This window comes from Proteiniphilum propionicum (assembly GCF_022267555.1).
In the GTDB taxonomy this organism is placed as follows: domain Bacteria; phylum Bacteroidota; class Bacteroidia; order Bacteroidales; family Dysgonomonadaceae; genus Proteiniphilum; species Proteiniphilum propionicum.
In genome coordinates this window covers 3,715,254-3,729,475 of the sequence record NZ_CP073586.1, presented here as the reverse complement: position 1 = coordinate 3,729,475, position 14,222 = coordinate 3,715,254, and the positions used below count along the sequence as shown (strand labels likewise).

Here is a 14,222-nt window from a genome sequence, read left to right as displayed (position 1 = left end):
AGAGGTGTATTTGAAAATCAGGGTATATAAAATAGGGCAAACTCCACATTTCGTCGTTTGACAAGCCCTCGCAGGACTTGTCCCTTGTATCAGCAGAAAGAGACAAATTCACGGTAGAAATTCCTGTCTCCCGCCTCTATCTTCCGCAGCAATCGGCTTTTGGGATGTTTACTGTATCCCAGTAATCTGCCCGCTCCGACATTGTAGGACAGGACGGCAAGCAGCAGGGCATCCTTTCCGTAATCCTTGAACATCATCAGACGCTTCATCGGGTCTGCCCGAAGCAGCGAATCCGCCTGCCGTTCCGGCATCGCCGCCGTAAAACGTTCTCCCTTTTGCAACTTATTACCATATCCGACATAGGGTGCGTCCTTGAACCCGTGTAAACCCTCGAAGTGCTTGATGCAAACGGTGGCACGCTCGAACGGAGGAAGCAAGAGCAGAGCATTTCTACCATCCTGAGCGGAAAGCCGCAAGCAGGAGAGGCAGACAAGGCACAAGACGATAAGTTTATTTCTTATTCTCATTCGTCTTCTCCTTTTCCTCGTCCTTTTGGCTGTTGAACTCAAACGAGAGTTTTGCCGTCTGTTCGAAATTATCCTCCACATACACGTCTATCGTCTGCCGATCGGTGGAAGCAGATGTGTAGTATAGCCTGAACTCCTCTTTCGTGAGCGGATAGCGGTCATTGGGCTTGAAGACCGTACCGTTATCCATTTTCAATATCCCCTTGCCATCGGGTTGGAAATAACGGATGGTATAGCATGCTTCTTCAAACCGTCCCTGTCGTTTGAGCGTACAGCGTATCTCCGCCGTCTGCCCCTTGGCGATGTGCTTCTGCACCGGCATTGTCTCTACCGTGAACGGGTATGCTTGTTGAATATCCAACTCGTGATTACAAGCAAATAGACAAAACCCTGCAAGGGCAAGCACTCCCACCACCCAAAAGTTGTTGATTATTTTATGTTTCATAGTTTATTATATTGTTAGTCTTCATTGTTAAAAAATTAGTCTTATTCCTGTTTGTAAAGAAGGTCTGAACATCTCCACATCACTTCCCCACAACACATTACATTTCCCTTTTACGAAAAGCACAAGATTGTCGATTACAAACAGATCCAATGCCAAGTGATAAGCACCGCCGTAAACAAATCGGTCTCGTGTCAATAGCGTTGCACCATCGGGTAAAAGCTTTTCATTTCGATTAACCGTTTCATAACCTGCAACGGCAGTAATTCCGGTGTTGAGCAATACATTCTTTCCTGCATCGGAAAAGAGATTTAAGAGATAACCGCCTTCAAAAACAACCGTTTCGGACGGGATTTGCATATCACGATAAGCAAAATGCCTTTTCGTGTATTCCAATCCGAGCAGCCAATGATTGGCTCGTTTGTGATTAATGGTCATCGCCATCTCGGCGGTAAAATTGCCGTTTTCAAACAGCTTACTTTCCGTAATCGGAACTCCTATGGACAACTGTAATCCCCGTTGTCCGGGTATCAGCCGTTGAGCGTGTGATACGGCAGCTATCGCCACCGTCACCACCATGAATAACAGTATCCGTTTCATCAGAATTTCAATTTCAGGTTATCGATATCTTTGGCACGGATTAAGTCCTCGTTCTCGACCACAAACGTTTGGTGGCGACCGCCGTTTTGCTCAAAGAGTGTTACTTCCAATTGCTTGTCATCGGGCAGCGTAAATTGCTCCAGGACAAAGACGGAACGTTGGGTTTGGTATCCGCCGATACGGGTTACTTCGTTGAACGAGCGTAGCGGCTGCAATACCTGTTCCTGTATGGCTGTGCGTTTCGCCACTTTTTTATCCACAACCTTGAACGTGACAAAATCTACCTGATAAGGCATTTGATTTTGGTTTTTAATCAACGTGTGAAAATAAAGTAACCCGTTGTTTGAGTATAATCCTCTCAACAGGAACTGTAAGCCAAACTTCTTACTGCCGATGTGGTTGATTTCCCGGCGGTCGTTTTGCCAAATCGTTTTCATGATCAGTTTCACCAACACCGGTGATTCGTTACCGAGTTCCTTGAAGTAAATATCGGCTTTGTTGGTCGGCAAATTATTCACACCCGAATACAGAAAATCCTGCATTTCGATATTCAACCTTTCCGGTTCTTCGGCATATTTCACGTTAAAGGAGAAAAAACTTCCGTCGTTACAGATTACGCTCAGGTTGGTTTCCGTTTCAAAATCGCGAACGGCAGCCTTTACCCGAAGTACGTTGTCGGCATCTTCCGCTTTGCCTGCAATAATGTTACTGCTACCCAAATCAACGTAACGTATTTGGGAAGGAAAAATCAGGTGCACCGTTTTCTCGTAAGCTACAGAGAGTCCGTAAGGCAATACTACTCTGCCGTTGGGAATTGTCCGGCTCATTCCCTGATAGAGATCGCCCGTGTTAATTTGGGCATTTGAGGTAATCGCCCCAGAAAGCAGGGCAACGAAGAAAAAGATTGTTTTTAATTTTAGTTTCATACAAATTGGATTTTAGTGGTTTATAATCGGTTTATCTGTTTTGCATCAAAAAGAGCTTGTGACCGCTTTTGAGCGTCACCTTCACTTCACGCATCCTGTTCCCGAAGTATTGCGATGCACCCTGCAACAGTCCGCGCCCCGCATCGGCGGCCAGTTGTTGTCCTGCCGATGATGCAAACGTGAAACTCGTTCCGGCGGATTGTCCCATTCCGGCAGCAATTTCCTTGGCGGCATTCACTTCCAGGGAATTGGGGATAAAGACACCCGGCTGTCCGTCCAGGTCGTATGCCGAAAGGTTTACGGGGACAATCCGTTCCCGGTGTTCGATGCTGGTTACGGAAAGCGTCAAGCGGTTGCCCTGTATCCGGGCTACAGCCGTCAGCAGCGTGTTCTTCGGGACAAGCATGTTCGCCACGCGGGCCGGTTCCAACAGGCGCAAGCGCACGGTTTCGCCGTCTTTTAACGTTTGTGTTTCATAAACTGCCACTTTCAGCGTGTTTTTTAGCGGAATGTCGTCGACGGTTTCGGTGCCGGGAAGAAACGAGCGGTTGCGCTCCTGCATCTGTTCGGCCATAAACACGCTGTCGGGGACATCCTGATAAAGAGCCGACACCACGTTTTTCACTTCGGGCAGTACGGTAAACACAGACTCTTTGGCTTCCGTTTTGGTGTAAGCATTCGGCAACGGCTCGTCCATTTCCCGTTCAACGGCAGTTTCAAAAGGATTGGGTGTTGTCGCTTGTTGATTTTGCGGCAGGTATCTGGCTGCCATTTCGTATGATTTTTCCATCAGTTCGAGTTGTCTTTGTATCTCCCGGTCTTCATCTACCAAACCGTTTTTCTCGTCCAGTTGTGCTTGCAATTCATCAATTTGTTGTTGCAAGATTTCCATTTGGGAGTTCTCTTCGTAGAAATTGCCGAGCGTGTTCCGGATATCACCGTAAGCCGATGCCGACCGGCTAATTTCGTTGCCTTTACCGGAACGGTAATCCGGATCAGCAAACGACTCCCTCTCTTCGAGACGATTATCCGACTTTTGAGTATCACCGAAAAAGTCGGAAAGTGTACCCATTGTCCATTGACGTTCGTTCTCCTTTTGTTCATTCTCTGCCAGCTTGTAGGCGGTTTCCTTATCTTCGGGCAGTTCACCGCCGGATATTTCCGGTATTTCAACGTTTATTCCCTGTTCGGTTTGCAATTTCTCCTTTTCGGCCTTTGAAGGTGCAAAAATCCAGTGCATCACACCGATAAAAACCAAAACCAGCAACATATACACCAATACTTTCTTTCGCTTTTGAATTTCTTCGATCGTGGGTAGCTTGCGTGTCTGTGGCTCCTCTCTTTTCTGTTCGTCCTGTTTCGAAGTTTTTTCTTCCGAAACAGTAGTCGAAGTTTCATTATTTTCTTTCATTGTCATAATTTGAAATTTGTGGATTAGTGGTTGTTTTACTTAAATTCTTCTGCTGATAACGTGTCCTTTTCGGGCTCAAGCTTTATCGGTGTGTCAATCAACGGAGCAGGCTCGATATGCTTGATAATTATTGATCTTTCATTTTTATCGAATGCTCTGACAAGCATTATCAATGTCATTACCGCATAAAAGAGCATCACAAGCAAAATGCCGTTCAGTTTTGCCGTAGACGAAAGGTCACCTAATTTCCGTTTTAATTTATCGTTAAAACGATTTCGTTTTTGGCGTATTTTTATCAAGATATTATTCATATTCCTTTATCGTTTGACTGTCCGGATATCTCTGTTTTCACGAATAATAAAATTTTCGACGATAAAACCTTGCGGATTGTTGTCGGAACGGATGGAATTGACCAGACGGCATTCTGAAACCAAACTGCGTTCGGTCAGGTTGCTCGAACGGATGATGTATTGACGGGCAACGGTTCTCACTTCATAAGGATAGACCTCAAAATTGCACTGAATGCTGTCAATTTCGATACGCTGTTGGATATTTCCCGATATAATCCGGTTGTAATATCCTTTTTCCGTAAGGTCTTTGTAGTAGTTGAAAGCCGATTGGTCGGCAAGAAAAAATGCTCGTTTCATATTGCTTTCAATGGCTGACTTGTCGGGCGACAGCGTGAAGAACAGTTCATGAAAACGGCGAATGTGTTCGCGCGCTTCTACCGGACGGTTTGTTGCCGCATCTTGCGAAAGCGCAAGCATCAGTGATTTTCCGTTGTCCAACACATAGACTTTTTCCCGTTGTTTCTCGGCAAAAGCGTATGATTTCCAAAGAGAAAAACCGACTATCAAAAGACACACCACACCAAAAACAACGGCGTAAAGCCGTATCTGCCTGAAAGATGTTTCAATGTTTTTTAATGACTTGAATTCCATATTTTTACTTTGTTTACTCGTTTATTATTTTCTCAATTTACCCAAAACATTTCCGCCTACGGCTCCTGCGCCGGCTCCCGCCACTGCACCGCTTTTTTGCACGGTTTGATTAATGTTTTTTCCGTAGTTGCCCATTCCGCCTGCCTGGATAATCCATCCGGCAACGGTAGGAATTACAAAATATCCGACAATGCCTATCAGCATAAAAATGATATAAACCACACTCGAACCGTCCGGGATGTACGCCGGATTTTCAAGAGCTGCAATCTCTTTGCCTATCATCAGCGTCTGGATTTTGGCAAGCATGGTACTGAACAGATCCGATACGGGCAGCCACAGATAAACCGAAACATAGCGGCTCAACCATCCCGTCAAAGTAGATTGGAATCCGTCAAACACGGCAATTCCGAAAGCAATGGGTCCCAGTATGGAAAGAACGATAAGGAAAAATGTCCGAATGGTATCGATTATCAGAGCGGCAGCTTGAAACAATATCTCCAGAAAAGATTTGAAGGCATCCTGCATCGACTTTTTCAGGTTGTACATCCCCCTTTCCAGATACATTGATGTAATGGTAACAAGGTGTTTCGGGTTGAGTCCCTGCATTTCGTCTATCTTTTTGTCAAACTCTTCGTTGCTGACCAAAAAGGCTGTTTCGGGATTTCTCAGCATCGCTTCCCGTTCCAATCGGTCGCGTTGTTCACGCAATTTGTTCATATCCAGGGTTTGTGCTGCCATCATCTGATTAGTTCCTTTTACCACGGGCGAAAGCACGCTGTTTATCGTCCCCAAAACAATAGTAGGGAAAAACATAATACAAAGCCCGATGGCAAAAGGTCTCAAAAGCGGGTAAACGTCGATCTCTTCGGCACGCGCAAGGGACTGCCACACACGGCTTGCCACGTAAAACAGAGCGCCGAGTCCGGCAACACCCTTGGCTATGCCTGTCATATTGCCCACCAAGGGCATCATTTCAGTGTACAGCGTTCGCAGTACCTGATGTAAATTTTCAAAATCCATAAGCCCCCCTTCCCCCTGAAGGGGGTGTTTTAGTGTCATTATTCATCGTTATTTCATTTAGAAAATATTTATTTACTTAACGTCCTATTCCCCCTATAGGAGGTCAGGGGCAGTTTTACCAGTATTTGTCACTTAACGAACCGTACAGGTCGAGTACCCGTTGTGCGTCATTCTGTTTTTTCGCACGCAGGTAAGAGACCGAGATGTTTTTGTTGGTGTAATAGCTGACCAATGAACGGTATTCACTGACTTCTTTATAGATTTGGTCAATCCAATCCATCCGCTCCTTATCATTGAGTGAAAGGGTTGTGGGATTGACAATCTGTTTCAACTCTTTCAACAATGCCGCACTTTCTTCCAAGAGTCTTGTGTAGCCGAACGCGATCGCGGTAAGCTCTTCGAATGAGAAGTTTTTATCCTGCAGCATCAATTTGTAGCTGTTCACGTACAAATCCGAAATATCACCCACCATCAAGATGGTTTGCTGTACTTTTCGGGCATCCTTCACTAAATCGTTCACCTTACGCAGAGCATCATAATACTCTTTTCCCTGCTTATATACTTTCTCTACTTCCTTAAAGTTGTCGAGCGTATTTTTAACCGTTTTGGACGTCTGGATAATTTCTTTTGCCGTATTCGCAATGGAGGTGGCAACGTTTACCGGATCATTCACGATAAATTGGGCATTGGCGCAGAAACCGCTTAAAGTCAATGCCGTTACTAAAATTAAAAGTTTCTGTTTCATTGTTTTTGGATTTGGTTTAAAATTCTTGCTTACTTGTTTACCAAGAGTTTTATCGCCCTCTCCATATCTCCGTCCAACGATTCCGCTTTGTTCATCACTTCCAATTTTTCGGTTTCTTCGGTGGTGTAGCAAAGGTACTCTTCACGAGATACTTCGGTGGCGTAAACTGCGGATTGCGTTCCGCCCAGCCCTATCCAGACCTCTTTGTATTTACGGTTCGGAGCATTGTTCTGGTTAATGGAAAGTATTTGCGCTTTCTCCTTTTCCGTTAGTCCGAGCAGTGCCTGTATCTGATCGAATTTGTTCATATACTTGCGTTGGTCCAATAATATCTTGCAGTCTGAATTGTTGATGATGCTCTCTTTGACTATCGGGCTGGAAATGATGTCGTCCACTTCCTGCGTTACCACGATGGCTTCGCCGAAATACTTGCGCACCGTTTTGTACATGTATTTCAAATAATCAGCCATATTTGCCGATGCAACGGCTTTCCATGCCTCTTCCACTATCAGTTGTTTACGAACTCCTTTCAATCGCCTCATTTTATTGATAAAGGCTTCCATGATGATAATCGTGACAACAGGGAAAAGCTCGCGATTTTCCTTGATGGCATCTATCTCGAACACGATAAAGCGTTTGTTTAAAAGGTCGATGTTTTTGTCGGAATTAAGCAGAAAATCAAAGCGTCCACCGCTGTAATATTGTCTGAGTGTGGTCAGAAAATTATCGATATTAAAATCATCCTTTTCTACCTTGATTTCCCTGTTTTCCAATTCGGGACGATACACATCACGCATAAACTCGTAAAAAGTGTTGAAGTTGGGCGTGATACTCCGGTCGGACTGAATTTTATGGATGTAGGCCGTTACCGCACTGCCGAGTTCTCCGCTTTCGGTTTTCGATATTTTCTCTTCTTCACTTTTCCAAAGCGTTAAAAGCAGAGTTTTGATACTGTCTTTTTTCTCAACATCGAACACATAATCATCCGTGAAAAACGGGTTGAAAGAAATAGGATTCTCTTCCGTGTAGGTAAAGTAAATTCCGTCTTCGCCTTTGGTCTTTTGATGTATCAGGCTGCACAAACCTTGATACGAGTTTCCCGTATCCACCAACAACACATGCGTTCCCTGTTCGTAATACTGTCTGACAAGATGGTTCATAAAGAACGATTTTCCGCTTCCGCTGGGCCCCAGCACAAATTTATTTCGGTTGGTGATAATGCCTCTTTTCATCGGCAGATCGGAAATATCCACATGCAGGGGTTTTCCGGTCAGCCTATCCGCCATTTTAATGCCGAACGGCGATGTAGAACTTTTGTAGTTGGTTTCCTGACTGAAAAAGCACAGAGCCGGCTCAATGAAAGTGTAAAAACTTTCTTCCGACGGAAAGTCGGCGGCATTGCCGGGCATACACGCCCAATAGAGCGTTGCCGTATCTACGGTGTTGTGTCTGGGTGTGCAGCCCATTAAAGCCAACTGACTGCCCACATCGTTTTTGATATGTTTGAGTTCATCGCGGTTGTCGCTCCACGCTATTACGTTAAAGTGTGCCCTGATGGAAGTCAAGCCTTGAGAATGGGCTATGTTCAGATATTCCTGAATCCACTGCTCGTTGATTTGATTACTTCGCGAATAACGTCCGAGCGAGTGCATATTCCTTGCGCTTTTCTCGAACTTACGCAGGTTCTCATCGCTGTCTTCGATAAAAAGCAGCTGGTTGTAAATGTGGTTGCAGGCAAGCAGCAAGCCCACAGGCGCGGCAAAAGACAATCGGCAATCCGAGCGGTCGGTCGATAATTTTTCATACCGGCTGTCGGGACTGACTGCAGCCGGCAGATCATCGCTCTCTGAAAGCGTGTGCAGGCATAGGATATTGTCGCCGATTTTCACTTCTTCCGCACCTAACGAGATGTCTTCAAGCGGTGCGTGCTCTTTTCCTTTCAATGAAAAGTACTGCTCCAACAGACCTCCTTTTTCGCAGATTTCATCTTCCGAAAGACGGACAAGCGAAATAAAACCGCTGTCGTTTATTATACGTTCAAACTGACTCACACTTTCCAGAAAACGAAGAACGGTCTCCTTGTCCTTTATCTCTTTGGGCAGGATATTCCCTCTGCAAAGAGTAGAAAAATTGCTCTGCATCGCCATTCGCTGTCTGGTGGTTTTGGTCAAAAACAGATAGCACTCGTGGTTGAGATAGGGACGTTCGTTGAAGTGCCGTTCAAAGCTTCGGCTGAGAAAACTCAATTCATCTTTTTGAATGTCAGACTGATAGTTCTCTTTTAAAAACCAATCCTGCTTATGAACCACCGTGAAGTTGGGCAGCACCCGCACCGCCTTATTCCATGCCGAATGAATGGTTTCGTATTCGCCCGCGGTTACGGTAAAAAGTTCGGGCAGTTCTACCCTGAACGCCACGGTAATGTCGGCATCCTTACTCACGATACAGCCATTTTCAACGGCAAGCAACGGAAACTTATTTTCCAAGGTTGTCATTTTACTGATGTTTCTCATGCTCCTTTTCTTCTTTTTAAGAGTGAACGCATACGTTTTCGGTTGATTAGATAGCGGGGGTGGTTCTTTCGGGCTGAAATTTTCATCAAGCCGTGCTGCCCGTACTTTTTATTCATCGAAAAGGTTTTCCACACGATAATCGTTGCACCGGCAATACCGAGTACAAGACATAAAAATTGGTTTACACCTGCCATGTACAGCACTGCCACCAGGATAAACATCGCCAACAGTCCGCCTGCGAAAATGAAAAGGTATTGGGCTTTCAAGCCTTTAAACTCGACGCTGCGGCCCACGCCTTTATTGATTTCGTATTCCGCCATTTTTACAAGAAGAAGGAACGTAGAATAGTGGCTGCCACAATCAGGAACACACACGCACCAAACCACGAAGCCGCGGTTTTGGACGTGTCAGGATCGCCGGAACTGAACTTTCCGTAAACTTTTACTCCGCCGATAAGTCCCACAACGGCGCCGATGGCGTAGATGAGTTTGGTGGCGGGATCGAAATAGCCGGTTACCATATCGGTAGCTTTGGTGATTCCGGCAGCACCGTTTCCTTGTGCAAAGGCATTAAAAGCAGCAATCAGAACGATTGCCGTTGAGAGGATTTTTTTCTTTGCCATACAAACATTTGTTTAATGACTTCTGTCGTTCTTGGATGAGGAACAACAGAAGTCGGGTTTATAAAATTGGATTTAGTGGTTTTGTAAATGTTGTTTACCTGTTTATTTGTAAACTCGTTTACTGTAATCAAATGAAATTCCGGATGTCGAAACTTCGCCAATCTTCGGCTGTTTGTACTTTTTGTGGCGAAGCATCAAGCATCTTGGCAATCTTTCGGTTTGCGTCGGGCAACGCATTCATTATTTTTTCCCATAAATCGGTATGGGCAAGTTTGATGGCAGCCGTGGCTACGGATTTTTGCTCATCGGGTTGCAACGCATCTTTCTGTATCAGGCGAGTTATCTGTTGCAACTCATCGAAAGAGACTCCCGTGGCAAAATCATTCTCATTATCGGCTGTCGTGCGGTGCGCCTGCAATTCGGTTTCTTCCTCTTGCCAATCTACTTCGTCTTCGTCCGGGTCGGGGTCTTCCCGTGTGTCGGTTTCATCGGTTTGTTCCGTCCCGAAAACTTGGTCGAGTTCCTCGCTCGGAATTTCACGGGCAAAAGTAGCCGGTTTATCTTCACGATTTTCAGTTTGGCACTCGGTGGCTTCAATTGGCTGTGATTGGCGTTCCGGCTGCCGGGCTGTACCCATAATATCGGGTATTTTCAACTGTTTTTGAGATGTCTGTTTCATACTGCGTCCGTAACTTTCTCGCTTATCTTTTCTGCTTGTCTGGATGTAGAGACCGATAAGCAGGACGGTAAGCGAAAAAGCGGCTGTTCCGACAATAACAAGCAGGAACTGCCACAAGGTGGATATAAAAAAAGGATTCATGGTTATCTGTTTTTATTGATTAATGGCTTATAGTTTTTGTCGAATACATCTGTTATCTCCTGCTCAAACATCTCAAAGTGATGCGTCAAAATGTTATCCAAGTAATCGGTAATGGATATTTCATTATTTCCTATCACGCTGATTATGCGATTGATGCTGTTGTGGTAATCGGCACGGATATATACACCTTTGCCCGAACGGACGGTTAAATCGGCTTTTTTTATAAAACGACTTTCATAATCTATCAGGTTTTGTCGATTTTTACGTTTCTTGTTTTCCCGAATCTCCTGTTTTTCTGTTTGTAAATCGTTATCACGTTCCTGTGTCTGATTATCTGCCATCTTCTTTTCTGAAACTTGACGTATCTGCTCGTTTACGGCAGGAGCTAACTTATCGTGTCCGGAACGTGTTTCGGAAACTATGGACATGATATATTCTTCGTTAATGGGTGGTTTTCTGTTTTCTTCCATAAAAATCAGTGTTGAACGATTTGTAAAAATTCCGTGATAAACTCCTCGATCCGGGCGAACTTGGAAAGTCGCCTGTCAATCGGAAAAAGTGTAGAGCGTGAAATCTGTCGATTTTCCATTTGGGCGGACATCTCTTTCCGGAACCGCTTGCTGTCGGGAAGGTAGGTCTTCATCAGTGATAAATCCAATTCTTTGATTATATGGTCATAATGAGCATAAAGTTCCGATTTCTCCCTGCCGTCCACCATATTCCAAAACAGATGAATCCCTTTGATGCCGGTATCCCCGCCTTTTACCAACACGCCGTTCAGCACGTTCATAAAAGCAAGTGTGCTTTCCAACACCAAGCGGTCGGCAATGATGGGCGAAAAAATGTAGTGCATACGCGAAATGGAATTGATTACTCCTGCCGAGTTAATAGTCCCCGGTAAATCGAAAAACACGAAATCGAAATCAATCGGTGTCTCTTTTAAAAATACTTCTGCCTTTTGGATTACCTCATCGGGTTTGCACGAAATAACAGGGTATGCCTTTTTGTTGATGGAGGTAAATTGCTCGTAAGCCAACAGCTTGAAACGTTCGCTTTCAATCACGGTTTTGGTGTCCCTGTCGCGCATTTTGACAATACTCCATTGTGGATAATCGCAGTCAAATACAGCCACGTTGTACCCCATCCGGTAATGCAGGATGCTTGCTGTAATCGTAGTCATCGCACTTTTTCCTACTCCTCCCTTCTGTGTTGTGAAGGCAATAAATAATGTTTCTTTTTTCATTTTCCAATGCTTTTTTTAATGAATAATTCTGTTTTAATTCTCTTGTTGTATTGAATCACATTTTTGAAAAAATTTAATGTTTTGATTTGCTTTTTCGCTAATTATTAAAAGAGAAATTGTTCTATAATGCTGTCTTTCTTTTTAAATAATCCAATTATTATAACTTGATTATCAATGATTTAAATTTTTAGTTTGCTCATTTTTATGCCCTTTTTTTTGAATGCTTGCATGAAATGGCATTCAAGCAATATTGCATTCATAATTCTTATTGGAAATTGTGAATTAATTAAAAGGGCAACTTTTAAAGTTCAACTTCCATTGATTTATAATGCCGGAAATTTCATACTTTCTTTTTTTCTGCAAATAAAAACAGAATCTTCACGCGCTTGTCGGTTTTGGCGTTTCGTGGCGTCGTTTGGCAGTATTTGGCGTTTTTACTACGAGCTTTCACGACTATTTTTCCCCTTAATTTTGCACTGTATTGAAACAGATGCAGGCTGACGTGCCTTTTCGGATAAATCATCTGCCCATTCTTTTCAATCGACTGGTTTTAATCCCGACACGGTCGGGATTTTCTATTCGCCGGAATAGAGCAAGTTGTGTTTTCAGGCACTCGAAACTTTCGCCGTGCCTGAAAACCAACTTTAAAATCCTCTCCGAAGTCGGGATTTTTTTGAAACGGACTGATTTTATAGAATGAACTGATTATGACAACTAAAAAATATTCGGGTGGCAGAAAACCCAAACTCTCAAAGCGAAATAATCGCTATGTGGTACGTCTGACGGACGATGAAAATGCTCGTTTTTTGACTCTTTTTGATGAGTCGGGATTACAGACCAAGGCGGAATATATTCTCGCAGTACTCTTTAATCGTAAAATTAAAACGGTGAAAATAGATAAAGCTGGACAGGATTTTTATATGCGACTGACCACTTTTCATTCGCAATTCCGAGCAATAGGTGTCAATTACAACCAGATTGTTAAGGCGTTAAAAACAAATTTTACAGAGAAAAAGGCATTGGCTTTTCTCTACAAATTGGAAAAAGAGACGATAAAATTGGTGGAACTGTCGCAGAAAATCGTGGCACTGGCAAACGAGTTTAAACAGAAATACGGTGTATAATGGTGGCGAAAATCGGACACGGAACATCGCTTTTCGGGGCAATTTCGTACAATAAATTGAAGGTGGATGATGAAAACGGCAAGGTGCTTTTCGCTCAAAATATCATAGAACAGGCAGACGGAACATATCAAATGCCGGACATTTTGCACTCCTTCAAGCCTTATCTGTCAGCCAACAGACGTACTGAAAAGCCGGTAATTCACATTTCGTTAAACCCAAACCCAACCGATAAAGTAACTGACGAAAATTTTATCAAGATGGCTCAACAGTATATGGACGAACTCGGTTTTGGCGAACAACCGTACATCGTTTTCAAACATACCGATATTGACCGGACACATATTCACATTGTTTCGGTGAGGGTGAAAGCCGACGGAAGTTGCATTTCCGATGCCTATGAGAAACGGCGGTCGATGGATATCTGCCGGAAGTTGGAACAGGAATTTAACTTAACTCCTGCCGATAAACAGGAACGGCAAAATGTACTTCCGCTTCAAAAAGTGGATTACTCGAAAGGTGATGTAAAACGGCAAGTTGCCAATGCGGTTCGTGAGTTGGCAAAATCATACCGTTTTCAAAGTTTTAGCGAGTATCGGGCACTGTTATCATTATTTAATCTGACAGCGGAAGAAGTGAAAGGCGAACACAAAGGAAAACCTTATAATGGATTGGTTTATTCGGTATTGAACAAGAAGGGCGAAAAGGTTGGTAATCCCTTTAAATCGTCGCTTTTTGGCAAATCGGTCGGTTGCGATGCTTTGTATAAGAGAATGGACAAAGAGAAACAGACTTGGAAAATGGATAAAGCAACCAAAAACCGACTTCGAGTGAATATTTTGAAAACTATTTCTGACTCAAAAAAACGAAAAAACTTCGAGAAAAATCTGCTTAAAAAGGGGATTTCAGTGGTGTTCCGCGAGAATGAGCAAGGACGTATTTACGGCGTAACGTTTATCGACCATCAAAGTAAAACTGTTCTCAACGGTTCTCGTTTGGGAAAAGAGTTTTCGGCAAACGTGTTTCACGAGTGGTTTGCAAACGGCATTAAGCCGGAAGTTTCCCAAAAATCGGATACTCAAATCCAATCCAAAGAAAAAGAATATAATCCGTTTGCCGATTTGGAAAAAGCACCGGAAACAAACGATGTTTTTCCGGGTGTTTCTTTACTCGAAATGCACGGCGACGATTACGAAGATGAACTTTTCAAACGTAAAATGCGAAAAAAGAGAAGAACAATTAAGAAACCAAAACTATAATCAATTTTACTAACCAAAACTCCCCCTTTAGG

16 protein-coding genes and 1 pseudogene are annotated in these 14,222 nt (G+C 43.7%); 2 read left to right on the top strand and 15 right to left on the bottom strand.

Going from position 1 to position 14,222, the window contains the following annotated elements:
* Positions 1-17: 17 nt before the first annotated feature.
* The 15 genes and pseudogenes from KDN43_RS15520 to KDN43_RS15450 all read right to left on the bottom strand — a co-directional run bounded on the left by KDN43_RS15520 (position 18) and on the right by KDN43_RS15450 (position 11,810).
* Positions 18-527, bottom strand: a pseudogene (locus KDN43_RS15520) (glycoside hydrolase family protein).
* Complete coding sequence (locus KDN43_RS15515) at positions 511-972, bottom strand: DUF3872 domain-containing protein (RefSeq protein ID WP_238867506.1); 462 nt, start codon at positions 970-972, stop codon at positions 511-513. Before KDN43_RS15515 ends, KDN43_RS15520 begins: the two are co-directional and overlap by 17 nt.
* Positions 973-999: 27 nt before the next feature.
* Positions 1,000-1,569 carry a conjugal transfer protein TraO gene (locus KDN43_RS15510; RefSeq protein WP_238867505.1) on the bottom strand — a complete coding sequence of 190 codons (570 nt, stop codon included), beginning with the start codon at positions 1,567-1,569 and terminating at the stop codon, positions 1,000-1,002.
* On the bottom strand, positions 1,569-2,495 hold the full coding sequence (gene traN / locus KDN43_RS15505) for a conjugative transposon protein TraN (protein WP_238867504.1): 927 nt from the start codon (positions 2,493-2,495) through the stop codon (positions 1,569-1,571). Before traN ends, KDN43_RS15510 begins: the two co-directional genes overlap by 1 nt.
* A gap of 31 nt (positions 2,496-2,526) precedes the next feature.
* A complete protein-coding gene (gene traM, locus KDN43_RS15500) occupies positions 2,527-3,906 on the bottom strand; it encodes a conjugative transposon protein TraM (protein ID WP_238867503.1) in 1,380 nt (459 codons plus the stop codon).
* 35 nt (positions 3,907-3,941) lie between these two features.
* The gene (locus tag KDN43_RS15495; protein WP_238867502.1) at positions 3,942-4,217 is read right to left on the bottom strand and encodes a hypothetical protein; all 276 of its coding nucleotides are present in this window, start codon (positions 4,215-4,217) and stop codon (positions 3,942-3,944) included.
* A 6-nt stretch (positions 4,218-4,223) separates the two neighbouring features.
* On the bottom strand, positions 4,224-4,847 hold the full coding sequence (gene traK, locus KDN43_RS15490) for a conjugative transposon protein TraK (RefSeq protein ID WP_238867501.1): 624 nt from the start codon (positions 4,845-4,847) through the stop codon (positions 4,224-4,226).
* Positions 4,848-4,871: 24 nt separating this feature from the next.
* A complete protein-coding gene (gene traJ / locus KDN43_RS15485) occupies positions 4,872-5,867 on the bottom strand; it encodes a conjugative transposon protein TraJ (RefSeq protein ID WP_238869505.1) in 996 nt (331 codons plus the stop codon).
* A gap of 115 nt (positions 5,868-5,982) precedes the next feature.
* A complete protein-coding gene (locus KDN43_RS15480) occupies positions 5,983-6,612 on the bottom strand; it encodes a DUF4141 domain-containing protein (RefSeq protein WP_238867500.1) in 630 nt (209 codons plus the stop codon).
* A gap of 29 nt (positions 6,613-6,641) precedes the next feature.
* The gene (locus KDN43_RS15475) at positions 6,642-9,125 is read right to left on the bottom strand and encodes a TraG family conjugative transposon ATPase (RefSeq protein WP_238867499.1); all 2,484 of its coding nucleotides are present in this window, start codon (positions 9,123-9,125) and stop codon (positions 6,642-6,644) included.
* A complete protein-coding gene (locus tag KDN43_RS15470; RefSeq protein ID WP_238867498.1) occupies positions 9,122-9,445 on the bottom strand; it encodes a DUF4133 domain-containing protein in 324 nt (107 codons plus the stop codon). Before KDN43_RS15470 ends, KDN43_RS15475 begins: the two co-directional genes overlap by 4 nt.
* 2 nt (positions 9,446-9,447) lie before the next feature.
* Positions 9,448-9,747 (bottom strand): DUF4134 domain-containing protein, encoded by a 300-nt coding sequence (locus KDN43_RS15465; RefSeq protein ID WP_238867497.1) that lies wholly within the window; start codon positions 9,745-9,747, stop codon positions 9,448-9,450.
* A gap of 127 nt (positions 9,748-9,874) precedes the next feature.
* A complete protein-coding gene (locus KDN43_RS15460; RefSeq protein ID WP_238867496.1) occupies positions 9,875-10,567 on the bottom strand; it encodes a hypothetical protein in 693 nt (230 codons plus the stop codon).
* A gap of 2 nt (positions 10,568-10,569) precedes the next feature.
* On the bottom strand, positions 10,570-11,037 hold the full coding sequence (locus KDN43_RS15455) for a DUF3408 domain-containing protein (protein ID WP_238867495.1): 468 nt from the start codon (positions 11,035-11,037) through the stop codon (positions 10,570-10,572).
* A gap of 5 nt (positions 11,038-11,042) precedes the next feature.
* The gene (locus KDN43_RS15450) at positions 11,043-11,810 is read right to left on the bottom strand and encodes a ParA family protein (protein WP_238867494.1); all 768 of its coding nucleotides are present in this window, start codon (positions 11,808-11,810) and stop codon (positions 11,043-11,045) included.
* Between the two features lie 704 nt (positions 11,811-12,514).
* Between KDN43_RS15450 and mobA the strand changes: the two genes are divergently transcribed.
* On the top strand, positions 12,515-12,934 hold the full coding sequence (gene mobA, locus KDN43_RS15445; RefSeq protein ID WP_456107270.1) for a conjugal transfer protein MobA: 420 nt from the start codon (positions 12,515-12,517) through the stop codon (positions 12,932-12,934).
* The gene (mobB, locus tag KDN43_RS15440; protein ID WP_238867492.1) at positions 12,934-14,190 is read left to right on the top strand and encodes a conjugal transfer protein MobB; all 1,257 of its coding nucleotides are present in this window, start codon (positions 12,934-12,936) and stop codon (positions 14,188-14,190) included. Before mobA ends, mobB begins: the two co-directional genes overlap by 1 nt.
* Positions 14,191-14,222 lie beyond the last annotated feature (32 nt).